The organism is Streptomyces sp. NPDC088124 (assembly GCF_040685895.1).
Lineage (GTDB): Bacteria > Actinomycetota > Actinomycetes > Streptomycetales > Streptomycetaceae > Streptomyces.
This window is the reverse complement of sequence record NZ_JBFBJB010000036.1, coordinates 1-20,925: the sequence shown is the minus strand read 5'-3', so window position 1 is coordinate 20,925 and position 20,925 is coordinate 1. Positions and strand designations below refer to the sequence as shown.

At 68.5% G+C, this 20,925-nt stretch carries 23 protein-coding genes and 2 pseudogenes; 13 read left to right on the top strand and 12 right to left on the bottom strand.

From position 1 onward, the window contains the following. The first annotated feature begins 25 nt into the window (after positions 1–25). Positions 26–592 (top strand): hypothetical protein, encoded by a 567-nt coding sequence (locus AB0P17_RS27295; RefSeq protein ID WP_365814575.1) that lies wholly within the window; start codon positions 26–28, stop codon positions 590–592. A 28-nt stretch (positions 593–620) separates the two neighbouring features. On the opposite strand, the gene AB0P17_RS27290 is transcribed toward AB0P17_RS27295, so the two are convergent. Next, positions 621–1,223, bottom strand: a complete 603-nt coding sequence (locus AB0P17_RS27290) for a helix-turn-helix domain-containing protein (RefSeq protein WP_365814574.1) — start codon at positions 1,221–1,223, stop codon at positions 621–623. Continuing rightward, on the bottom strand, positions 1,220–1,552 hold the full coding sequence (locus tag AB0P17_RS27285; protein WP_365814573.1) for a non-heme iron oxygenase ferredoxin subunit: 333 nt from the start codon (positions 1,550–1,552) through the stop codon (positions 1,220–1,222). Before AB0P17_RS27285 ends, AB0P17_RS27290 begins: the two co-directional genes overlap by 4 nt. Before the next feature lie 807 nt (positions 1,553–2,359). Here AB0P17_RS27285 and AB0P17_RS27280 point away from each other — a divergent pair. The 5 genes from AB0P17_RS27280 to arr all read left to right on the top strand — a co-directional run bounded on the left by AB0P17_RS27280 (position 2,360) and on the right by arr (position 4,272). Continuing rightward, on the top strand, positions 2,360–2,797 hold the full coding sequence (locus AB0P17_RS27280) for a VOC family protein (RefSeq protein WP_365814661.1): 438 nt from the start codon (positions 2,360–2,362) through the stop codon (positions 2,795–2,797). A gap of 200 nt (positions 2,798–2,997) precedes the next feature. After that, complete coding sequence (locus AB0P17_RS27275; RefSeq protein ID WP_365814572.1) at positions 2,998–3,147, top strand: hypothetical protein; 150 nt, start codon at positions 2,998–3,000, stop codon at positions 3,145–3,147. Between the two features lie 93 nt (positions 3,148–3,240). Further along, positions 3,241–3,429, top strand: coding sequence for a hypothetical protein (locus tag AB0P17_RS27270; protein ID WP_365814571.1), 189 nt, complete (start codon positions 3,241–3,243; stop codon positions 3,427–3,429). 186 nt (positions 3,430–3,615) lie between these two features. Further along, on the top strand, positions 3,616–3,759 hold the full coding sequence (locus AB0P17_RS27265) for a hypothetical protein (protein WP_365814570.1): 144 nt from the start codon (positions 3,616–3,618) through the stop codon (positions 3,757–3,759). Positions 3,760–3,858: 99 nt separating this feature from the next. After that, positions 3,859–4,272, top strand: a complete 414-nt coding sequence (arr, locus tag AB0P17_RS27260) for an NAD(+)--rifampin ADP-ribosyltransferase (RefSeq protein ID WP_365814569.1) — start codon at positions 3,859–3,861, stop codon at positions 4,270–4,272. Here the strand turns inward: arr and AB0P17_RS27255 are convergent. Further along, the gene (locus tag AB0P17_RS27255; protein ID WP_365814568.1) at positions 4,269–5,039 is read right to left on the bottom strand and encodes a hypothetical protein; all 771 of its coding nucleotides are present in this window, start codon (positions 5,037–5,039) and stop codon (positions 4,269–4,271) included. The two genes, arr and AB0P17_RS27255, sit on opposite strands and share 4 nt — an antisense overlap. A 268-nt stretch (positions 5,040–5,307) precedes the next feature. Here AB0P17_RS27255 and AB0P17_RS27250 point away from each other — a divergent pair, with 268 nt between their 5' ends. The 3 genes and pseudogenes from AB0P17_RS27250 to AB0P17_RS27240 form a co-directional block, all read left to right on the top strand. Further along, the gene (locus AB0P17_RS27250) at positions 5,308–5,499 is read left to right on the top strand and encodes a tyrosine-type recombinase/integrase (RefSeq protein ID WP_365814567.1); all 192 of its coding nucleotides are present in this window, start codon (positions 5,308–5,310) and stop codon (positions 5,497–5,499) included. A gap of 264 nt (positions 5,500–5,763) precedes the next feature. Then, positions 5,764–6,189 carry a hypothetical protein gene (locus AB0P17_RS27245; RefSeq protein ID WP_365814566.1) on the top strand — a complete coding sequence of 142 codons (426 nt, stop codon included), beginning with the start codon at positions 5,764–5,766 and terminating at the stop codon, positions 6,187–6,189. A gap of 100 nt (positions 6,190–6,289) precedes the next feature. Continuing rightward, positions 6,290–6,697, top strand: a pseudogene (locus AB0P17_RS27240) (Tn3 family transposase); the annotation flags it as partial. Positions 6,698–6,943: 246 nt separating this feature from the next. Here the strand turns inward: AB0P17_RS27240 and AB0P17_RS27235 are convergent. The 9 genes and pseudogenes from AB0P17_RS27235 to AB0P17_RS27195 form a co-directional block, all read right to left on the bottom strand. Continuing rightward, positions 6,944–7,291 carry a hypothetical protein gene (locus AB0P17_RS27235; protein WP_365814670.1) on the bottom strand — a complete coding sequence of 116 codons (348 nt, stop codon included), beginning with the start codon at positions 7,289–7,291 and terminating at the stop codon, positions 6,944–6,946. Position 7,292: 1 nt separating this feature from the next. Further along, entirely contained in the window at positions 7,293–7,619 is a 327-nt protein-coding gene (locus AB0P17_RS27230; protein WP_365814565.1) for a hypothetical protein, read from the bottom strand. Between the two features lie 41 nt (positions 7,620–7,660). Beyond that, positions 7,661–8,524, bottom strand: coding sequence for a DUF3592 domain-containing protein (locus AB0P17_RS27225; protein WP_365814564.1), 864 nt, complete (start codon positions 8,522–8,524; stop codon positions 7,661–7,663). A 73-nt stretch (positions 8,525–8,597) separates the two neighbouring features. Beyond that, positions 8,598–9,683, bottom strand: a pseudogene (locus AB0P17_RS27220) (DUF3592 domain-containing protein); the annotation flags it as partial. A 163-nt stretch (positions 9,684–9,846) separates the two neighbouring features. Further along, a complete protein-coding gene (locus AB0P17_RS27215; RefSeq protein WP_365814563.1) occupies positions 9,847–10,689 on the bottom strand; it encodes a carbohydrate ABC transporter permease in 843 nt (280 codons plus the stop codon). After that, on the bottom strand, positions 10,679–11,644 hold the full coding sequence (locus AB0P17_RS27210) for a sugar ABC transporter permease (protein ID WP_365814562.1): 966 nt from the start codon (positions 11,642–11,644) through the stop codon (positions 10,679–10,681). Before AB0P17_RS27210 ends, AB0P17_RS27215 begins: the two co-directional genes overlap by 11 nt. A gap of 2 nt (positions 11,645–11,646) precedes the next feature. After that, complete coding sequence (locus AB0P17_RS27205; RefSeq protein ID WP_365814561.1) at positions 11,647–12,918, bottom strand: sugar ABC transporter substrate-binding protein; 1,272 nt, start codon at positions 12,916–12,918, stop codon at positions 11,647–11,649. Positions 12,919–12,989: 71 nt separating this feature from the next. Beyond that, a complete protein-coding gene (locus tag AB0P17_RS27200; RefSeq protein WP_365814560.1) occupies positions 12,990–14,588 on the bottom strand; it encodes an FAD-dependent oxidoreductase in 1,599 nt (532 codons plus the stop codon). After that, positions 14,585–15,634 carry a LacI family DNA-binding transcriptional regulator gene (locus tag AB0P17_RS27195; protein WP_365814559.1) on the bottom strand — a complete coding sequence of 350 codons (1,050 nt, stop codon included), beginning with the start codon at positions 15,632–15,634 and terminating at the stop codon, positions 14,585–14,587. The genes AB0P17_RS27200 and AB0P17_RS27195 overlap by 4 nt, the downstream gene beginning before the upstream one ends. Positions 15,635–15,810: 176 nt before the next feature. On the opposite strand from AB0P17_RS27195, the gene AB0P17_RS27190 reads away from it, so the two are divergent. The 4 genes from AB0P17_RS27190 to AB0P17_RS27175 all read left to right on the top strand — a co-directional run bounded on the left by AB0P17_RS27190 (position 15,811) and on the right by AB0P17_RS27175 (position 20,787). Then, positions 15,811–18,150 (top strand): hypothetical protein, encoded by a 2,340-nt coding sequence (locus tag AB0P17_RS27190; protein ID WP_365814558.1) that lies wholly within the window; start codon positions 15,811–15,813, stop codon positions 18,148–18,150. A gap of 53 nt (positions 18,151–18,203) precedes the next feature. Further along, a complete protein-coding gene (locus AB0P17_RS27185) occupies positions 18,204–19,850 on the top strand; it encodes a glycoside hydrolase family 13 protein (RefSeq protein WP_365814557.1) in 1,647 nt (548 codons plus the stop codon). A gap of 281 nt (positions 19,851–20,131) precedes the next feature. Beyond that, the gene (locus AB0P17_RS27180; RefSeq protein WP_365814556.1) at positions 20,132–20,374 is read left to right on the top strand and encodes a hypothetical protein; all 243 of its coding nucleotides are present in this window, start codon (positions 20,132–20,134) and stop codon (positions 20,372–20,374) included. 233 nt (positions 20,375–20,607) lie between these two features. Next, complete coding sequence (locus AB0P17_RS27175; protein WP_365814555.1) at positions 20,608–20,787, top strand: hypothetical protein; 180 nt, start codon at positions 20,608–20,610, stop codon at positions 20,785–20,787. Positions 20,788–20,925 lie beyond the last annotated feature (138 nt).

Here is a 20,925-nt window from a genome sequence, read left to right as displayed (position 1 = left end):
CGAGAACCCTCACCCAGGACGGGACATGAATTTCCGGACCCCGCTGTCCGCTCTGTTTCCCGGAACGTCGGGTCGGCTCCTCACCGCCCTCGTCGATCATCACACCGCCGCCGACAGGCCGCTGGCACTGGAGGACCTGTCCAAGAACGCCGCGGTGACGTCGACCCAGCTGGAAGCGGCGCTCTTCCGCCTCGGCCTGCTCGGCCTCATCGCCCCCAGACGCAAAGGCGAGGCCGTACGTCTTGTCCCCGGCCACATCGTCTGGGCAGCCCTGCATCAGCTGTCGGACCTGCGCGACGCAGTCATCGCCCACGTCCACGAGGAGGCCCAGGCCCGCCTCCACCCCGCACCGGACCACTTGATCCTGACCGGCGCCGTCATCGAGGGAACGGCCACACATTCGGCGGACGTACTGGAGTTGATCGTCGTCCCTCCGCCGACCGCCCGGGCAGACTGGCACGACGGGCTCGCCGCCCTCGTCTCCCGCCTGTCCCGGGATCTCGGCAACGTCGTGATCCACCGGACAGCCCGGGACACCGCAGAGGCGGAGGCCATGGGCGGGACGAACGCCGTGAGCGTCCTCCCCGCGTGAGAACGGTGCCCTGGAGACGGGCGTCCGTTCACCGTTCGCCGGCTCCGGTCACCCGCCCTACCAGATCCGTCCACGTCCTCTGCAGGCGCTCGGTGGTGACCTGGTCGTCATTGCGCAGGTTATCCAGGGTCTCCAGGTCGACGAAGGCGAGCAGGGCCTGGGCGAGCATGGTGTGATCGCCCACGACGCCTGCCTCCCGCAGCAGCGACCGGACGTGGTGGCGGAACGCCCGGCCGTAGTACGAGGTCTGCCGCCGCTCGCTCGGAACCTGGCGGCCCAGCGCCGGGCCCGGGTCGGTCTCGTCGGCGACGCGCTCGATCAGGGCGCATCCGAACGCGGTCAGCCGGTCGCTCGCGGGCGCCCCCGGCCCCAGCGGCGGAGGCCCGCAGGTGTAGGCCTCGTAAAACTCCGCCTCGACGTCGTTCAGCAAGGCGAGCAACAGACCGTTGCGGTCACCGAACCGGCGAAAAAGAGTGCCCTTCCCGACCCCGGCCACCAGCGCGACCTTCTGCATCGTCACGTGTTCGGCACCCCGCTCGGCCACCAGCCAGGCAGCCGCCTCCAGCAGCCGGACCCGGTTGCGTGCGGCATCGGCCCGCTCGCCCGGGAGGCCGTCCGGCGACTCGGTCACCGATCATTCCGCGTAACGACATCGACGTATACGCATCCGTCCTCGACCTGCACGGGATACACCGGGACGGGCCGGGTCGCCGGCGGATCGAGGGGCTTTCCGCTGCGCAGGTCGAAGCGGGAGCCGTGCAGCCAGTACTCGACGGTGCACCCCTCCACCTCGCCCTCCGAGAGCGAAACGGCACTGTGCGAGCACACATCGTGGATCGCGAAGATCTCCTTCTCGCTCAGGATCAGAGAGACGGGCACGCCCTCCACCTCGAACCGCCAGGGAAGACCCTCCTCCAGCACATCGAACCGGCAGAGGTACGTGTAGCCGCTGATGGACATCGAACTCCTCGGATACATCCAGGATCGGGGGTGACCAGGCTGATCACCCAAGCTAATGTCCCGGACCACTGCCGGTACCGGCCCCCGGCCCGAATCGCACTCGGCACATGGTCCTAGGACGCCACGAGGGCGGGCCGGCACCGAAGGTATTTCGAGGCCGGAAAGACAGTGCAGCTCTGCTGGTCATGACGGCTACCGTGGGCTGTGGGCGGCAATGGCGAGCCAGGTCCAGCGGTCGGCGCCGGCCGGCTCGCGGAGTTCGGGGCGGTCCACCCCGACGTCTGCTCGAACATTCCGTAGTGGGTGGTGCCGATTACTGGCTCCAGAGCGGTAACGAAAAAAGGAGGGCCACCCGGGGATCATCTGGACGGAGCCCTTGCCCCGACCGCACGGGTGACAGAACGGCCCGTCCGGGCTGTCCGCCGGCGGGTCACGTCCGACCTGGTCATGGCCCGGATCGCGGGACGGTTCGACCGAGTTGAGCCGACTCGGCGGGGTGCAGTGGCAGTACACCAGCACCGCCGCCACGTGGCCCTCGATGAACCTGCTGGACAGATCACAAAACCGTGCTGGAGTGCTACGTAATACCTTCGGTCAAGCACGTACTACCTGAGACCTCCTCCAAAAGTATGAGAAAAAACTTCCGGCAAGAAGGATGGTCTCAGCGCGCTGGATGGGACGATGGAACTGTGCCACGCGCCGGAAATGGCGGCCAACCGTTGCCCTGCCGTCCCTCTGTGGAATTCGACCGTTTTCGGTGACTGGAAAACCAGAACGACTTCCTGCCCGAAAAAGAAAGGGAATGCCATGCCCCAGCTTGATCACACCATCGTCCACAGCTCCGATCGCTTTGCCGGTGCCCGCTTCATAGCCGACCTGCTGGGAACACCTGAGCCCAAGGCATTCGGTCCGTTCGCTGTCGTCCGCCTCGACAACGGGATTTCCCTGGACTACGCAGAACACCTCGTGACGGGCAAGGAGTGGGTCCCCAGCCATTATGCCTTCCGTGTCACCGAAGAAGAATTCGACGCCATCTTCGGCCGGATCCAGGAACGTGACCTGCCCTACTGGGCCGATCCGCAGCACAAGCAGCCGCAGGCTGTCAACCATTTGGCAGGGGGCCGCGGCGTCTACGTCCACGACCCTGACGGCCACTACATGGAATTCCTCACCGTCACCTACACCGACGAATTCCTCGCCGCCCTGACATCCCCCGACAAGGCGGCAGACCCCTCGCGTCCCTGACGGGTCCACCCAGTTGGCAAGAGGCCGGCCCTGTCCTTCGGGTCTCTCCGTGTGCTGGGGCCCGGCGGCCGGTGCCGGCCTCTCCGGCAGGGCAGGCGAACCTCCCGCGCGAGCCCGGCGTGCCGAGTGACCCGCTCGAACGCGGTTCTTGGTACCTGCACGGCCGCTTCGGCGTCTCGCCATCCGGGTCTACCCCGGTCGTGCGCGCAGAACAGTTCGCGGGGGATTCCGGTGGCCGCCAGGTGCCGGAGTCCGTCCGGCTGGTAGCCCTGCTTGCCCTCTTCGGCGTGACAAACTGCGACGAGCTGGCCGCGAAGATCGATCCGGACTCCATCTCACGCGAGTCCTGAACGGACGCCTACAAGGCGCGGAAGGACTACGGGGACAATATCGGGCTGCTGGACCCGGCACAGTCTGAGCGTGTCTACGGCCGGAAGCTCTTGGTGGTCGCCGAGAAGACCAAGGGCGTAGGGCTGAAGGAACTGTTCAGCATCGACGGCGAGGCATCCCTGGAAGCCGCCGAGGCAACGGCACGGTTGGAGTCTCTGCGTTCGGGCGCCCCGAAACGCGCCCGGGCGGCCCGGGGCAGCCGGCACGGTCTGTGTTCCAAACTGCTGAGCGACGACTCCTAGGACGGCGCTGGGTCCCTCTCTCGCTTCGTGTCGTTTCGGACTTGGAGGCCTCTGGCAGAAACGGGCAGTTGCTGTGACCCGAGTTGCGCCGCCCGGTCGCGGCTCCACTCGTCCGTGCTGCCGCTGGTTTTGGGCCGGGCCGGCCAACACACGCATGTTGGAGGCCCGGATGCGGGACCCAACCCTGTGAACACAGCCCTGCCCCCGGCCACCGTGCGGACACTGGCCGATCCAGCCCCCTTCGCAGTCGTCGACCTGCACCAGTCCCTGCGGAACATCGAACGGCTGGCGGCGCGGGCCGACCGGCAAGGGCTGTCCCGTAACTACTGACCAGGGTTAAATGATCTTGCTGTGGCTGGTGTGATCACGGTGTCCGAGCCGTCCTGGACGGCTGGCCGTCACGACTGCCTGAGTTGATAACCTGTGGCGATGGACGAGGTATTGGACGAGGGGCCGTTCTTTCACGGCACAAAGGCCGAGCTGCGGGTCGGAGATCACCTCACCGCCGGTTTCCGTTCCAACTACCGGCCCGAAATCGTGATGAACCACATCTACTTCACCGCGTTGCGCGACGGCGCGGGTCTCGCCGCCGAACTCGCCGCAGGCGACGGAGCCCCGCGAGTGTACGTCGTCGAACCGGCCGGGGAGTTCGAGAACGATCCCAACGTCACCGACAAGAAGTTCCCTGGCAACCCCACCCGCTCCTATCGCAGCAGGGAACCGCTCCGGATCGTTGGTGAGGTCACCGACTGGACGCGACAGACACCCGAAGCTCTCCAGGTGTGGCGAGACCGGCTGGCTGCAATCCGCATGGATGACAGCGCCGAAATCATCAACTACTAGAAGGCGGCTGCGGCCACCGCCTCGGCTTCCGGCAGCAGGTCCTTGCTCTCCTGGATCACTCTCTCGTACGTGCGCTCGTGGTCCCCGCTTTCGAGAGCGAAGTGCAGGAGCGAGCCGGACCAGTTGTCGAAGAGCGAGAACGTGCGGTCCACCACTCGCTTGGCTTCCTCGCGCTGTGCGTCGTCGAGGGACGGCAGGCTTTTCTCTTCCACCTCGGGCGACTTTATGCTGTGTGACGCCTCCGCCAGGTAGTGCTTGGTGCCGAAAAACTCGCATTCGCGACCGTCCCGCAGGGCGATTCCCCGGCAGTGGGTGAAGATCGTGATGGAGACAGCCTCGATGGACTCGACCATCGCGAAAACGGCGTACGTGGGGGCGCCCGCGGCGAGCGCGGCCAGTTCCAGGCAGAGACGTCGAGAGTGGCTGAAGTCTGCACTCCACAGGACCCGCGTGGCGTCCGACAGGGACATGCTGCTGTCCGCCCCCAGATTCTCCAGGTCGGTCAGCATCCACTGCCAGTGGAAGTCCTCTTCGTACGTGTGCGCATTCAGAAGGGCCTGCAGCTGATCGGGCCGGGCATTGCCTTCGTCTTTGCGGAAGACGTACTTGTTCAGGTCGGAGTAGCCCATGATGAAGGGAACCACGCTGGGCCCCCACGCCAGACGCTTTTCTCCGGGGAGCGACTCGTCGGTGAGCAGGCGAGTGAAGAATGCGTGGTTCTCGTACGTTTTCCGATGTTCTTCGATGTAGTCGATGACCTTCTGCATGGAAAACTCCGTTTGTGACGTGCCGACATTTTCGCAGCGACTGGCGGAGACGACATCGTCGCATAGGTCTCTTTCAACTCATCATGTTTTACGAGGCGTTGACATGGGTCTGCCCTTTTTCCCGTCAGGATTGCCCTTCTTTCCGGAGCGCACGGCCGCACCGCGACCGGCCCGTGATCGATCCCGACGGCCGAGGATGCCAGCCAGGTTCAGAGCCACCGCACCCCCACCGTCATGACCGTCCTGCGCGGCGCACCGACATCCTCATGTGCTCCCCGTCGACCGGCTGTGGTGTAACGCGAAGAAGGCGGCGAGCATCTCGCGGAGGATCGCGACACACTGGCTTCGCCGTCTTTTCGCCTCCGCCGGCTTGTCGAAGGGTGTTCCGGTGACGGACATGGCTGAGTGGTTGGGGCATCACGACCCCCGGATCACCCAGTGGCGCTGGTGGCGCGGGTAGCGCTACGGTGAGTGACGATCTCTGGTACCTGTCATCACGCCCCACAGCCAGGCAGATCGAGCGCGGCCTCGTATCTCACCCGGCACGAGATTTCCCGGTGCTGGTTCGGTGCGACTTCGGAGGGCCAATGGCGGCAAAACCGCAGATCGTAGCTCTGATCAGATGATTGTCGTACATCTCCAACCACACCACCACATCGACGAGCCGGCACCATCGCTGAAAATCCATGGCCTCCGCAAGGCTGCACTGCCTACGCTCCAGCTCATGCGCACAGTGTTCGTGTTCCCCGCAGGTGAGAGGGCCGAGACCATCGCCGCACTCGATCGGCACCTGCCTCAGCAGCGCGATCCGTGGACTCTGGACGGCAACCTCTACATCGACATCGACGACGAGCAGACCGGCTGCCTCTTCTCCGACTGGGATCCCGAGGATATGACGATTCTCGAAGCGGCCGTCGGGCATCACCCCACGTGGGCGGTGCAGGTCGATATCTCCGGGCGGATCGACGGCACCGCAGAGGTTCACCAGCTGATCGCGCTGCTGCTTGAACGCGGAGGCGTGGCGACGGACGACTACACCGCCCACCCGTGGACCCTGCCGGAAATCGTGTCTGGAGCAGTGATCGAGGGTCTGCGCTTCTTCGACTTCCGCGGCTACCGCGAACTCACCCGCGAGCAGGGGCACTACTGACTGATCCTGCTCTCCATCGCAGTTCAGAGAAGGCACCATCGACCTGATCGACATCCTCAAGGAGGCCGAGTTCGCCACCGGCTTCACCGACGAGTTCACCTTGGTCGCCACCAGGGAAGCCGTGCCGAAGGCGGTGCTGTGGCGCCGACTGCGGCTGGTGCCGTTCGCGCTGAGGACGAACATGGGCATCAAGCGGGTCGCGGTCAGCGGCAAGCACGGTGAGAGCGAGGCCGTCCCGCGCAGGGTGCGGCACCTGTTCGTCAACCGGACCAATCTCCGCGTGGCGCCGGTGCGGCTGGTCAACGCCGCCTTCGCCGCCCGCGATGCGGCGTGGTGGGGCGAGGGCACCGTGTGTGCGAGCGACTCCAAGAAGTTCGGCTCCTGGTCCGGCAACTTCATGATCGAGTGGCATCAGCGGCACCGCGGCCCCGGCGTGCTCATCTACTGGCACGTCGTGAGGAAGTCACTGTGCGTCCACAGCCAGCTCAAATCCTGCTCGGCCTCCGAGGTCGCCGCGATGATCGAGGGTGTGCTGCGGCACCCCACAGACGTGGAGATCGACCGACGGGTACACCGACACGCACGGCGCCTCCATCGTCGGGTTCCTTCTCACATGCCCGGGTTCCACCTGCTGCCCTGGCTGAGGAAACGTCGGCTCGGCGCGCCTGTACCGGCCGGCGGCCGGGGAGGACGAGAAGTGGCCGAACCTGGCTCCGGTGCTGTTGACCAAGACGATCGACTGGGGCCTGATCCGTCAGCAGTACGACCAGACAAACCCCTCCCCCTCCCCGCCGGGAGGAACTGCTGGAGGCCGCCTACGTCTACGTCCTGCGCGGTCGAGGGGCTCGTCGGTGTTCGGGATCTCGATGGTCGCGAGCAGTTGTCCGGGCTGAGTCTCGGGCGCGTAGAGCGGTTCGTCGATGTGCGCGATGTTGCCGAAGTGCAGCCGGGTCACGCCACTCTTGCGGGCCGCGCTGCGGACCTTGAGCCAGCTCGACGGAGCCCGGTAGGAGCCGGTGGTGCGGCCCCGCCGGAACACCTCGAAGAGGCCGTGATCGACCCGCAGACGCACATCGCCGTGTTCGAGTACCAGTGGTTCCATGTCAGATCACCGGCCGGTCGGCGAGAGCGGCCACTTCGGTGAAGTACGCGCGGAACAACGGCTCGTCACTGCGGGGAACCCGGACCGCCTCGGTGGAGCGGTACCCGAAGGAGGCCAGGTGGGTGCCGTAGAGGGCGGCGCGCGGATCGCGTACACCGCCGAAGATCAGCTCGCCGGGCTTGCCCGGCTTCCTGTAGTACACCAGTACCCCGAGCCACGGCAGCGGGATCCGTAGCGTGGTCTCCAGGTTGTGCGGCCGGAAAAGTTCGAACACCCCTCGGTCCACGCGCACATGCAGGTTCTCGTAGTCGAACGTGAGGGGATCCATGGGGAAAGAGTCCTCCGGTGCGTTCCATCGCTCGTCGGGTGTCACAACAGCGCCGCCCCGACGACGGTCGCCGCCACGCCGAGGAGCAACGCCACGGTGCCGCAGGTGATGTCGAGCAGGCGGGAACGGTCTTCGGCCGCGAGGTTCGGGGTGAAGACGGCGGGGTCGTCGGGGTCGTAGTGGATCGTGACCTGGCGGCCGTGGGAGTTGGTGGGGTCGGGCAGGTCGCGGGGGCAGTAGGCGGTGACAGCCGTGCCCTGGTGGGTGGTGAAGGCGATGACCGGCGTGTGGCTGGTGACGGTGCCGCCCTCGCTGTCGGTGCTGGTGTCCGTGAGTACGGCGATGACTCGGCCCGGAACGGGGGGCTGGGAGGTCAGCGCGTCGATACGGCGGCGTACGGCGCGTGCGCTCTGGGGCATGTACCACACGCCGGACAGGGTCCAGGGCACGCCGAAGCCGATCAGGGCCCATGGCCAGCTCCAGTCGATCGCGGCGAAGACCACCAGTCCGACGTAGATCAGGAAGAGCGCGAAGTTCGGCCACCCGAGGCCGCGTCGGCCCGCCCCGAGGTCGCCGGTGAAGAACTGGTAGGCGTGCGGTCTTCCACGCGGGTAGCGAACTCCGATCTCCCGGCCCGTCCAGGCCGCCGTGATGCTCTCCCCGTGGTCATCGTCGTTCGTCACGGTGAACTCCTCACCGCTGGAGGGGTCCTGGAAGGAGACGACCACGGGTATCCCGTCGCGTTGCGAGCTTCCGTGCCTGGGTTCGCGGACCCGCTCGATCCGCCCCAGGACCCGGACCGCCCGCTGGGCCGCGGTCACTCCGGCCAGCGACCGGACGTAGCCGACCAGTGCGACGGTGCCGAACACCGCGCACCACGGCGCCAGATATCCCTGCAGGCCCATGCGGCTTCCCTTTTCTTCCCTTTCCTCGGTGAGATCGCTTCCTCGGTGAGATGCGGCCGGCGCGGCGTCCGTCAGCGCGCCGGGTCACCTTGCCGTCCCCGTTTGCCTCCAATGAGGCCGTTCCGCCGGTGCCTGTCACACTGACCCTGATGGTGAGGGAGCCGGTGAGGCGTTCGACGGTGAGCTGCCAGGTCCCCGGCGAGCCCGCGCCCAGGCTGCTTTGCGCTTCCTTGACGAGGGCGGGGAAGCGGTCGTAGGGCAGGGAGCCGGGGTCGAACGCCGGGGTCTTTGAGCCGGTGGGCACGTACACGACCGACAGCAGCCGGTCCTGTACGACGACGGTGAGCGCCGCGCGTCCGTCTGCGCCCTGGGTGAGCGAGCCGGCGGCCTCGCGCAGCTCGCCCTTGTCGAGGAACGACTGGTGCGGGCCGAGGGCGACCGTGCCGGAGGCCGACGACTCCACCGTGGTCGACGAAGAGGAGGAGACCGACGGCCGGGTGGAGGACGGCGGCTGTGCGGAGGCGTTCTCGTCGAACAGGTCGGCGCGGAAGAGCAGGACCACACCGGCCGCGGCGAGCAAAAGGGCGAGCAGCGTGACGAAGCCGACGGCGCGGCTCTCGGGGTGCTCGCTCACCAGGACCGGCCCGGGCGCCGGGTCGAGGCGGGCTCCGGCCGCCCGCTCCTCCCACTGGGGCGTCGGCCGCTTCACGATCCTCGCCCGCCACGGCCGGTCCGGCGGGTACCGGACCACTACGACGGCGCCCGCCCGGTAGTCGGGCAGGTCCGCGAGGTTGATGCTCTGTGTGAACGCGACGCGGTACGCGGGTGCGTCGTCCGGCGCGACCGTCGAGACGAACCGCACCGCCACGTCGCTGGTCGCCTCGCCTCCGACGGCTTCCACGCTCTCGACCACCGCGAGCGCCGTACGGGGCACGATCGCCGCCTCCCGGGCCCGTCTCGGCACACCGGCGAGAAATATGACCAGGCCGTAGGTCGCGGGCAGAGCCAGTCCGGTGACGAACAGCGGCCACTTCTCGATGATGGCGCCGACGACGAGAGCGGCCAGTGACGCCCCGATCACACCACCCGTCAGGACCCCTCGGGCGAGGGCGAGGGGTGTGTTCCGTGCGGGGGGCGCGGCGCCAGTGGTGACCGTCATGGGGGTGACGGTGTCGGGGTCGGGTGACGGCCGACGGATCTCCAAGTGTCTGCCTCCGGGGTTGCTGGGAACGACCCCACGCAGCGAGTGGGCGGGCCCGGCGCCGGGGTCCGGGCCCGGTGCCTGGGCAGGGGCCGGTGCCTGGGCAGGGGCCGTTCCGGACTCATTTGAGGCCGGAGTGGGCCAGGCCCTCGACGAACTGGCGTTGGGCGATGACGAAGACGGTCAGGACCGGCAGGACGGTCATGGTGGCGGCGGCCAGTTGGGTGTTCCACATCTCGGCGCCGTAAGAGTCGGTGAACCGGGTGAGGGCCTGCGGCAGTGTGAACAGCTCCGGCGAGGTGAGGTAGACGGTGGGTTCCAGGTAGAGGTTCCACGAGGTGAGGAACGTCAGGATCGCGACCGCGGACAGCGCGGGCCTGGCCAGCGGCAGGCAGATCCGCCACCAGATCGCGGGGCGGCCGAGACCGTCCAGCCGGCCCGCCTCCTCCAGTTCGGCCGGAAGGGCGATGAAGAACTGCCGCATGATGAAGGTGGCCAGGACACACGGTCCCGCCAGCGCGGTGACCAGGATCAGCGGCCAGTGCGTGTTGATCACCCCGGCTTGTTTGAACATCTGGAACAACGGCACGATCGTCACCTCGCTGGGCACCAGGAGGCCGACCAGCACCACCAGGAAGAGGGCGTTCGCGCCGGGGAAGCGGATCCGGGCGAACGCGTACCCGGCGAGGCTGGAGACCAGAAGTGTGATCAGAGTGACCAGGACGGCGATGTAGACGCTGTTCACGTACTGCCGGGCGAACGGCTGGAAGCTGAACGCCTCGCTGTACGCGGACAGGGTCGGGTCGCTGGTCCACAGTGACGGCGGGGACTTGAAGATCTCCGGCAGCGGCTTCACCGAGGCCGCCACCATCCAGACGGTCGGCACCATGAACGGGATCGCCAGGACACCGAGCGCGGTCAGCAGGAACACCCGCCGGAGGACGGGACGCGGCTCACTCCTCATGGAACACCCACTTACGGCGCAACTGCCACTGCACCAGCGTCAGCAGCATGACGAAGGACAACAGCATCAGGGCCAGCGTCGAGCCGTAACCGATGTGGTTGAACTCGAACGCCTGCTGGAAGACGTAGTACACGAGCACGGTGGTGCTCAACTCCGGGCCACCGCTGGTCAGTACCGCGATCTGCGCGAAAGACTGCAAGGCTCCGACGACGGTGATGATCGCGGTCAGCAGCACCGTGGGGGAGATCAGTGGCAGGGTGATCCGGGTGAAGATCGCCCGGCTTCCCGCGCCGTCGAGCCGGGCGGCTTCGTACAGTTGCGCCGGCACGCCCTGCAAGGCGGCCAGGAAGAGCACCATGTTGACGCCGACGCTGCGGACCACCTGAGTGACGATCACCGACAGCATCGCGGTGTCGCCGCGCTGGAGCCAGTTCGGGCCGTCGATGCCGACCGCGCCGAGAACTCCGTTGATACCGCCGTTGTCCTGGAGCAGGAAACCCCAGACCAGGGTCCAGGCGACCACGGAGACGACGACCGGGGAGAAGAACAGGGTGCGGAAGAAGGTCGCGCCGCGGAACCGCCGGTTCAGCAGTACGGCGAGCAGCAGGCCCAGGCCGATGTTCAGGGCCACGACCCCGCCGCAGAAGACGGCGGTCGCCCGCAGTGCCGAAGGGAGCTGCGGATCGTCGGCCAGGGCCTTGTAGTTGTCGACTCCGACGAAGGTCTGCTCGCCGGAGAAGACGTTCCAGTCGTTGAGGCTGTACCAGATCGCCAGCCCGACCGGGATCAGTACGAACAGCAGGACCCCGGCGAGCTGCGGCGCGATGAACAGGTAGCCCGCGAGCACGTCCCGGCGCCGGGACGTCCAGAACGGCGGTCCGGAGGTGTTCCCGGCCGTGGCCGGCGTCCGGGAGGTGTCCGGTGCCCTCGTGCGGGTCTTCGTGAGGCCGGCCATGGTCACTTGGCCAGGAGCGGGTCGATCGCGGAGCAGACCGACTTCAGGACGGCGGGGACGTCCGCGTCGGCCTTCCACATGGCGTCCAGCGCGGTCTTGCCCTTCTGGGCGATCTCGGCCGGGTTGGTGTGGTTGGGCAGGGTGACGGCGTTCGGTAGCTGGTCGACCACGGCGGCCTGGAGTTGCGCGGTGGTCAGGACCTTGTTGTTCGCGGCGAGCTTCTCACCGGTGAGCATCGACGTGCGCGGCGGCGGGAAGAACTGCGCCAGCTTCTCGGAGTTCGCCGGATTCGTCAGGTAGGCGAGGAAGTCGGTGGCCTGGGTCTTGTGCTTGCCCGCGGCGAGGACGCCCACGCCGGCCTGGCCGATGACGGAGTACTCGCCGGCCGGTCCTGCCGGGAGCGGGTACAGCGCGTACTTGAACGTGTCGGTGAGCAGAGAGGAGCGGGAGACCTGGGCCACGGTGAAGGCGGCGTCGCCGGCGAAGAAGTCGGCCGTCGTACCGGGGCCGGGCATGGCCTGGGTCCTGAACGCGGCGTCGTGCAGGAAGGTGAACGCCTTCTGCATCTCGGGGCTGGTGAACTCGCAGGTCCTGCCGTCCTCGCTCCAGGCGGACGCGCCGAAGCCGGTCCACACCGTGGCGAGCATGTTCCACGACGTGTAGTCGAAGTCCCGGACGACGAATCCGGCCTTGCCGGTGTCCGCGTGGACGGCCGCGCCGGCGGCGGCGACCTGGTCCCAGGTCAGATTCTTCGGGTCGGTCTTCTGCCCGGCCCTCGCCAGCAGGTCGGTGTTGACGTACAGCGCGTACGGCGAGGTCGAGAACGGGTACGCGTACAGCGTGCCGTTCCGGCTGAACTCCTTGGTCGCGCTTGCCTCCAGGTCGTCGTACCGCCAACCGGGGGTCGCCTTCAGCTTGTCGGTCAGGCCGACCAGCGCGTCGGAGGCCATCAGGTCCCTCGACAGGTCGCCCATCCAGGCCAGGTCGGGCGCGTTGCCACCGGCGATCTGGGTGGTGAGGGTGGTGTTGTAGTCCTCGAAGGGCAGGCTCTCGAACGTGATCGAGGAGACCTCGGGGTGCTTGGCGCGGTAGGCGGCGGCGATCGTGTCGAACAGCTTGAGCTGGTCCTGGTTCGAGGTCCAGACCGTCATGCGCAGCTTGACGTTCTTGGCATCGGAACCCCCGGACCCGCCGGTGGAAGAGCCGCAGGCCGCCGTCAGTGTCAGGGCCGTCGTCAGCGCGAGAGCGCCGACCAGCTTTCTCGTTCTGCTCATGGTGTGCGTCTTTCGTGTTCTCGGCGCGTGGCCGCGCCTGCGGGTTGGGGCAGAGCTTGCCGGGAGGGGGATCAGTAGCCGGCGATCTGCGGCCAGTGGAGTTCGATCCCGGCCGCGGTCAACCTGCTCTGGAGCCGGTCGACGAGATGGTCGTCCGTCGCGATCTGCCGTGGGCTCAGGCCGAGTTCGAGGCAGTACGCCACCAACTCCCCGGCCGACTCACCGACGTTCCACTCGACCGGATGCAGTCGGTAGGCGCCGTTGGTGATGTGGGTGGTACCGATGTTCTTGGCGGCCGGCACCAGGTTCTGGGTGGTCACCGGGACCAACGCGCCCAGCGGTATCTCGAACGGCGCGCACTCGACGTCGATGTAGTTGTCGCCGCCCGTGGAGGGATGCAGGTCGATCCGGTACATCCCCACCCCGACCGAGCCCTCGAACCGGGCCGGTCGGGCGTCCCCCCGGGCCTTGACCGAGATGTCCTGCTCGCGCACGGTGGTGAGCGCCCTGATCCGCCGGGACTCGCGGATGTACGGCGCCTGCGCGAACCCGTCGGCGGTGCCGACCAGGTCACCGCGCAGCCGCAGCCCTGGCCAGCCGCGACCGCCGTCCGGGCGGGGCGCCTCGGTCTGCAGCCAGTACACGTAGGCACGGGACTGCGCCTTCGCCGCGTCCAGGTGGAGCCGGCGGTCGTCGGTGTCGATGATCGAGCCGCTCACGTAGTCCAGTTGGGGCCAGTTGGCCAGCACGATGTCACTGTCGTAGAAGCCGTCGGCGAAGTTCTGCCGGGCGGCGATCCGCCGGAACTGCCACAGATCCCGGTCGCCGGCGTCGAACCGGGGGTCCCCGGTGGCATCGCCGACCGGGTTGACGTTCATCGTCCGGTCCTCCGGCACCAGGGTCCGGGGGTTCGGCGCGGTGAAGGAGAGCATCGGCGCGCCCCAGAAGGGCAGTTCGAGGGAGCGCCAGAAGTCGTAGTCGTCCGGTCGGGCGATGGTGTGGTCACCGGCGACGTGATCGAAGACGAAGCACCATGCGATCGACTGCACATTGCCCGGATCCGCGGCCTCGGGAGCGCTCGGCTCACCGGTGTCGGACCGCGCCTCGGCGCCGACGACGTACTCGGTCCCGGTCAGCGGCAGCAGATCGCCGGTCTCGGTCCCGTCGAGGACATACTCGGCGGTGATCACGGTCTCGGCGCCGGTGCGCGGGTCCGCGACGGTGACGGTACGGACCACCGCGTCGCGCACCTCGGCCGCGACGGGCACCGCGGGCTGCAGGACGGTGAGCCGCCCGGCCGACCGGTACGGCGCCAGCAGGGCGGTGATCACCGCGTGGGCCACCCGCGGTTCGTGGCACAACTTGCTCACCCGGCCACGGCCCGGATTGAGTTCCGGGTCGGTGCGGGCGGCGGCTGTCAGCGGGTAGTGGTTGCGGTAGTAGCGGCGGATGCCCTCCCGCAGCGCCCGGTAGCGCGCGGTGACGCCGAACTGCTCCACCCAGATGTGCTCGTCGGGCGGGACAGCCTGAGAGGTGAGCTGTCCGCCGAGCCAGGCGTACTCCTCGGTCATCACCACGCGGCGGCCGCGTTGCAGCAGCGCCAGCGCCGCGGCGACGGAGCCGAGTCCACCGCCGATGATCGCCACCTCGGCCGTGATCCGGTCGGTCATGACGGAGACTCCGTTCGTGTGACGATCGTGTCCCCCGGCTCGACCTCGGCGACCAGCAGCCGTTCGCGGTCCAGAGCGGCCCACTCCTGCGGGTCCGTGCCGATCAGGAGCTGGAGGAGATCGAGTGCCTCGGCCGCCAGCTGTGGTCTGGGCACGTGGAAGCCCGCCAAGGTCCGGCCGTCCACCCGATGGCCGCGCACCTCTCCGAGCGCGGCGAGCGAGACCTCGTCCGGTACGGCGACCCCGGCACCGGACAGTGCGTGCGCGACGTCCTCCGCCAGGAACGCGTCCTCCGCGATGATCAAGGTCGCGCCGGTCGCCCGCGCCAGTCGGGGCAGGTCGGCGATTCTCTCCTCACCGACCAGCAGGAAGGCCAGCGTGCCCGCCGTCGAGGCGCCCTCGACGGCGCCGCGCCGGTCCCGCGCGGTCGGGGTGTCGCGGCCGCGGTGGACGTACAGCGCCTGCTGGTGCCCGCCTGCCGCCGCCCGGTCGATCAGCGCGGTGGCCGGGGTGGTGTAGTCGATCGCCACGTACGGCACCGTGGCGGCGGTCTCGTCCCGGCGGCCGATCGCGACGAACGGGAACTGCTCGGCGACCAGTCGTTCCAGCTCGGACGCGGCCATCTGCTGGCCGAGCAGCACACAGCCGTCGGTCAGCCGCAGCCGGGTCTTGGGGTGGAAGAGGCTCCGGGTGCCCTTCTCGACCGGCGAAGAGGTGAAGAACAGCAGGTCCCACCCGATCTGCTCGGCGGCCCGCTCGATCCCGTTCAGCAGCGGACCGTAGAAGTCCATGCTCTCGGGGGACAACGCGGCCTCATACGTGAAGACGCCGATGATCTGGTTGTCCAGCCCGGCGAGCCGGCGGGCCGCGGGGTCCGCGACATAGGAGAGCTGCTCGATGGCCCGCCTGACCCGCGCCCGGGTGGCCTCGGGGACCCGCACGTTCGAGCCGTCGCGGTCGTTCAGCACCACCGACACGGTGGTCTGACTGACGCCCGCCAGCTCCGCGATCTCGCGTTGCGTGACACGGCGAGGTCTCGACGACATCGCTCCTCCATTGTGATAATGCCTAACTTCATCTGCTGGCGATGACCGTAACGCACGAGGGATCGCACAGACAAGCGTCTGTTGACACCGAGGTAGCGGCCTGGAAACGTGGCGTTCATCAAGTTGAAGATAGGCATTATCAGCGTGCGCAGCCCAGCGCTGGACAGGAGCAGACCATGAACTCCGAAGCCTTCTCCCGAACCCCCCTCAACCGCCGGGGCTTCCTCGGCGCGGCCCTCGCCGCCGGCGTCGTGCTCGTCGCCGAGTCGACCCCCATCGCGGCGCACGCCGCCGGCGGTGACGTCACCCTGGCCGCCGGCGGCATCAGCCTCCTGGCCAGTGTGGGCGGCAGGCTCGCCATCCGCGACGCAGCTGGCGTCACCCGGTCGGCGGGGTCGAAGTTCCAGGTCAAGGACAGTGTCACCGGCATCCACGTGTCCACCGGCGGCACCCCGACCCTGAGCGCGCTCGCGGACGGAACGCCGGCGATCCGCATGGACTACACCTTCGACGCCGCTGCCGGATCGACCGCCGTCACCGGCTGGTTCAGCGTCACCACCTCCCATGCCGCGCTGGAGTGGCACGTCACCGGGGCGGACACGCTGCTCCCGGACGGCTTCCTGTTCAGCCGGGCGATCCAGGCGCCGACCGCGCCCGACGACTACATTCCGATCACCGAATGGGTCCGGGACACGGGCGGCGGCATCCCGTACGAGGACACCCTCGGCGTCGCCCACACCTCCACCTGGTCAACCGCGCTGCACGGCCTGTTCCTGTTGGACCGGTCCCGCCAGGCATGGACGAACGCGACCTGGGTGCACGCGCCGGGCGCGGTCGACGCGGCCGGCGGCTGGACCAGCCGGGCCGACTTCTTCTTCTCCGAGACCCGCCCGTCCGCCACCGCCACCATAGGCCGGGGCCGCGAGCTGGGCCTCGAACTCACCACGAACCGCGATTTCAACCTGTACGAGTCGGCCGGCGAGCAGATGGAACTCACCGCCCTGGTGGCCAACGGCGGCGCGGCCAAGTCGGTCGACCTGGAGCTGTGGGTGCGCGACTTCGACGGCGCGACGCTGGCCGCCACCACCGTGCCGGGCAGCGTCGCCGCGGCCGGCACCTGGCAGCACACCTTCACCCTGACCGCGCCGGCCGGCGGGATCGCTCTGGCCGAAGTGGTCGTCAGATCGGGCGACGACGAGGCGTTCGCCCGGACCAACCTCGCGGTACTGCCCGCCTTCGACTACCAGGCCGGCACGGACAGCATGTTCGCCGTGGCCAACTACCCGTGGCTGCAGCGGCCGAGCGCCGACGCCGTACTGGACCTGTGGCAGAAGGCAGGCATCAGCCTGGTCCGGATCTCCTACGACGGCGGCCCCGGGCTGCCGCCCGCCGCCTTCGACGCCCGCGGAATGCGCCACAACATCGAACTCCAGCCGTCCCTGGACGCCACCGACACCGAGGCAGCCACCTGGGCCGCGGACAAACTGGCGGTGGCGGTCGCTGCCGGCGCCGGCTACTTCGAGGTCGGCAACGAGCTGAACAGACCCTTCAACAGCGGCGACGCCGCGCAGACGTACCTGGACAAGGCACTGCAGCCGGTCTACGACCGGCGGGCGGCCACCGGCGACACCGTCAAGCTGATGAACAACGGACTGGCAGGCATGGACAAGCCCTGGGTGGAGAACTTCATCGCCGCCGGCGGCTGGGACCTGATCGACGCCTTCGCCTACCACCCGGGACGCGGCAACTTCACCCCGGACCACATACCGCCGGGCGACGACTGGACCACCGGTGCCGAAGGCACCTACTGGAACTTCTACGGCGGCCTGCGACAGCTGAAGGCGCTGATGGCCGAGCACGGCGAGAAGGAGATCTGGCTGACCGAGGCATACGCGCCCACCAAGCCCAACAGCTGGTGGCACGACACCTACCGGCACGCCGCCGAGAATGTGCTGCTCACCCTCGCCCTGGCCAAGGCCGAGGGGATCCGGGGCGTGTGCTGGTACCAGTTCCACGACAGCGTGCTCGGTATGCCGCAGGTCGCCGACCCGGACAACGTCGAGTACCACTACGGCCTGATGAACCGCGACCTCAGCCCGAAGCCGTCGCTCCTGGCCTACGCGACCGCGGCCCGCACGTTCGACCGGGCCACCTTCCGGGGCTGGCTGACCTTCACCGACCCGCAGACGTTCGGCCTGTGGTTCGACACGCCCGACGGCCCCGCAGTCGTGCTGTGGAACCGGGCCGACGGCTACCTGCTGAACACTGCCGGCCGGCGCACCGACTGGCATTTCCCCGCCCCCGAGGTGTGGACCGACCCCTGGCCGACCAAGACCCCGCTCGTTGTCGCCGCCACGACCGCTGTACGGCAGGTGGACTCGATCGGACAGGCCACCCGGATCCCGGTCACCGACGGCAGCGCGACGCTGACACTCGACGGCGCGCCCCGAATCTACCACGGCCTCGCACCGAGCACGGACAGCCAGGGTCACCACCGCCTGCCGACGTCCGCCTGAGACACACCGACAGGTCCGAGTCCGACACGAATCGACCAAGGAGCGACAACACTGTGCCCGCCACCACCACCGCCACCACTCCCTGGTGGCACGACGCCGTCATCTACCAGGTCTACATCCGCAGCTTCGCCGACGGCGACGGCGACGGCGTCGGCGACATCGCCGGCATCCGCTCCCGGCTGCCCTACCTCAAGTCTCTCGGCGTGGACGCACTCTGGATCAACCCGTGGTACAAGTCCCCGATGGCTGACCACGGTTACGATGTGGCCGACTACCGCGAGATCGACCCGCTGTTCGGCACGATCGCGGAGGCGGAGCGACTCATCGAGGAGGCGCACGCGCACGGGATCCGCATCATCGCGGACCTCGTCCCCAACCACTCCTCCGACCGGCACGCCTGGTTCCAGGACGCGCTGGCGGCAGGCCCCGGCAGCCCGGAACGCGCGCGCTACATCTTCCGCCCCGGACGCGGCCCGGACGGCGCTCTGCCGCCCAACGACTGGGACTCCCGCTTCGGCGGCCCGGCCTGGACCCGGGTGCCCGACGGCGAGTGGTACCTCCATCTCTTCACCCCGCAGCAGCCGGACCTCAACTGGCAACACCCCGACGTCCACGCCGAGTTCGAGTCCGTGCTGCGCTTCTGGTTCGACCGTGGAGTGGACGGCTTCCGCATCGACGTGGCACACGGCCTCGTCAAGGACCCCGGACTGCCGGACCTGGCCGACCACGAAGGCGGCGTGCACCCCTTCTGGGACCGGGACGAGGTCCACGACATCTACCGCGCCTGGCGCAAGGTGGCCGACGAGTACTCCGGCGACCGCGCCTTCGTCGCCGAGGCATGGACGGACACCCCCGAACGGCTCGCCGCCTACGTCCGCGAGGACGGCCTGCACACCGCCTTCAACTTCGACTTCCTCATGACGGAGTGGGACGCCAGGGACCTGCGCGCCGTCATCGACACCACCCTCACGACACTCGGCATCGTCGGCGCCCCGGCCACCTGGGTCATGTCCAACCACGACGTCATGCGCCACGCCAGCCGCTACGGCCGCAAGGCCGCGAAGAAGTGGGTTGCCAACGAGTCCTACGTCCCCGCCGGCCCCGCCGACCTCGAACTGGGCACCCGGCGCGCCCGCGCGGCAGCCCTGCTCACACTTGCCCTGCCGGGCGGCGCCTACGTCTACCAGGGCGAGGAACTGGGCCTGCCCGAGGTGGAGGACCTGCCCGAATCCGTCCTCCAGGACCCCGTCTGGGAACGCTCCGGCCACACCGACCGAGGCCGCGACGGCTGCCGCGTCCCGATCCCCTGGTCCGGACGGGCCACACCGTACGGGTTCAGCCCCCAGGCCCCCGCGGGCGCGGAAGACGCCATCGCCGCGCCCTGGCTGCCACAGCCCGCCGACTGGGCGCCGCGCACCGTGGAGGCCCAGAACGGCGACCCGGACTCCATGCTGGAGCTCTACCGCGCCGCCCTCCGCCTGCGCCGCGAACACCCGGCCCTCGGCGACTCCCCCCTGACCTGGCTGGACGACACCCCCGCCGGAGTCCTCGCCTTCCACCGCACGCCCGGCTTCCTGTGCGTCGTCAACCTCTCGACCGAGCCCTACCAGCTGCCCGAACACGCATCGACCCTGCTGACGAGCGGTCCCGTCGAAGACAACCGACTGGCCCCGGACCAGACAGCCTGGCTCACCGTGTAGCGAGCCACACCCCGAAATCCCCAGGGCCTGTCCGGCCGCACGCCCCGCCATCCGGACAGGCCCTGACGAACTCGTGCCGAGCGGATCCTGTCCGCGCGAACCGCGATACCCGGTTGACAGTGGTCGTACGGGCCCGGCGCTTGCGGTCGGCAGGAGCCGCACAGGCCGGACGCTGGCGCCAGGCAGATCGAGCACGGCCTCCTCTCCCACCCAGTACGAGATTTCCGCCCGCAGCAGATCTCAGTTGCGGGTACATCCGTGGTTCACGGTCGTATCCCGGCATGAGCAGAATTGCTGAGGTCATCGTGCTGGCGCAGGACGCTGATGAGGTCATGGAGCCACTGACGCGGCGCGACGACACGCGCACCTGGAACAGGGAGTTCTTCGAGATGCGGCCCGGCGGGAACTGGGGGTTCGGCTGGGGTGCGGAGTTCGTGCGGATACGCGGTAGATCCGGGCTGTTGAAACACCTGGAGTCCTTGCCGTGGCCCCCGGCCGGAGACGGTGCAGGTTCTGATCCATGACGAGGAGGACGACTGTCTGCGCTGTGGATGATCCACGACGGCAAGCTGGTGGAGATACCCCTTCCGCGCACGCGGCGGACTTACTGGTCCGGACCGCACAACGAAGAGTTCCCACCCGACCCCGGGATCCTGAGCAGGACGGCGCCCGCCTCACGAAGCCGAAGCGGCGCGCGGGCGTCGCCGTGGGACGGGACGGCCGCGAGCCGCTCGGACTCGGTGCTGTGATCAGCCGGATGATCACTGAGCGCGGCATGGTCGCCCCGGCCGCCGGCGGAAGCATCCTCGCCGCGGCCGTGCCCGAACTCGCCGGGCGTGCCAGGGCCGTGGCGTTCGACGCGGACACCGGCCGCCTCGACGTCGTTCCCGACGTTCCGGCCTGTGCCGCGAAGCTGCACCGAGCGCACCGGAGCTGATCGCCGCGGCCAACGAGCGAGTGCAGGGCGCGAACGTCCGCGCCCTGCACTCGCTATGTCGCTGGAGTAGACGCCGGGCTGGGAGGCCCTGACGATGTTGACGAGGAAGGTGGCGGCCAGGACGACGGCGGGCCACGC

Excerpts from the sequence above, each read along its gene's own strand:
- AB0P17_RS27295 (WP_365814575.1), top strand. The coding sequence starts at position 26 with ATGAATTTCCGGACCCCGCTGTCCGCTCTGTTTCCCGGAACGTCGGGT.
- AB0P17_RS27285 (WP_365814573.1), bottom strand. The coding sequence starts at position 1,552 with ATGTCCATCAGCGGCTACACGTACCTCTGCCGGTTCGATGTGCTGGAG.
- AB0P17_RS27280 (WP_365814661.1), top strand. The coding sequence starts at position 2,360 with ATGCCCCAGCTTGATCACACCATCGTCCACAGCTCCGATCGCTTTGCC.
- arr (WP_365814569.1), top strand. The coding sequence starts at position 3,859 with ATGGACGAGGTATTGGACGAGGGGCCGTTCTTTCACGGCACAAAGGCC.
- AB0P17_RS27255 (WP_365814568.1), bottom strand. The coding sequence starts at position 5,039 with ATGCAGAAGGTCATCGACTACATCGAAGAACATCGGAAAACGTACGAG.
- AB0P17_RS27245 (WP_365814566.1), top strand. The coding sequence starts at position 5,764 with ATGCGCACAGTGTTCGTGTTCCCCGCAGGTGAGAGGGCCGAGACCATC.
- AB0P17_RS27235 (WP_365814670.1), bottom strand. The coding sequence starts at position 7,291 with ATGGAACCACTGGTACTCGAACACGGCGATGTGCGTCTGCGGGTCGAT.
- AB0P17_RS27230 (WP_365814565.1), bottom strand. The coding sequence starts at position 7,619 with ATGGATCCCCTCACGTTCGACTACGAGAACCTGCATGTGCGCGTGGAC.
- AB0P17_RS27225 (WP_365814564.1), bottom strand. The coding sequence starts at position 8,524 with ATGGGCCTGCAGGGATATCTGGCGCCGTGGTGCGCGGTGTTCGGCACC.
- AB0P17_RS27215 (WP_365814563.1), bottom strand. The coding sequence starts at position 10,689 with ATGAGGAGTGAGCCGCGTCCCGTCCTCCGGCGGGTGTTCCTGCTGACC.
- AB0P17_RS27210 (WP_365814562.1), bottom strand. The coding sequence starts at position 11,644 with ATGGCCGGCCTCACGAAGACCCGCACGAGGGCACCGGACACCTCCCGG.
- AB0P17_RS27205 (WP_365814561.1), bottom strand. The coding sequence starts at position 12,918 with ATGAGCAGAACGAGAAAGCTGGTCGGCGCTCTCGCGCTGACGACGGCC.
- AB0P17_RS27200 (WP_365814560.1), bottom strand. The coding sequence starts at position 14,588 with ATGACCGACCGGATCACGGCCGAGGTGGCGATCATCGGCGGTGGACTC.
- AB0P17_RS27195 (WP_365814559.1), bottom strand. The coding sequence starts at position 15,634 with ATGTCGTCGAGACCTCGCCGTGTCACGCAACGCGAGATCGCGGAGCTG.
- AB0P17_RS27190 (WP_365814558.1), top strand. The coding sequence starts at position 15,811 with ATGAACTCCGAAGCCTTCTCCCGAACCCCCCTCAACCGCCGGGGCTTC.
- AB0P17_RS27180 (WP_365814556.1), top strand. The coding sequence starts at position 20,132 with ATGAGCAGAATTGCTGAGGTCATCGTGCTGGCGCAGGACGCTGATGAG.
- AB0P17_RS27175 (WP_365814555.1), top strand. The coding sequence starts at position 20,608 with ATGATCACTGAGCGCGGCATGGTCGCCCCGGCCGCCGGCGGAAGCATC.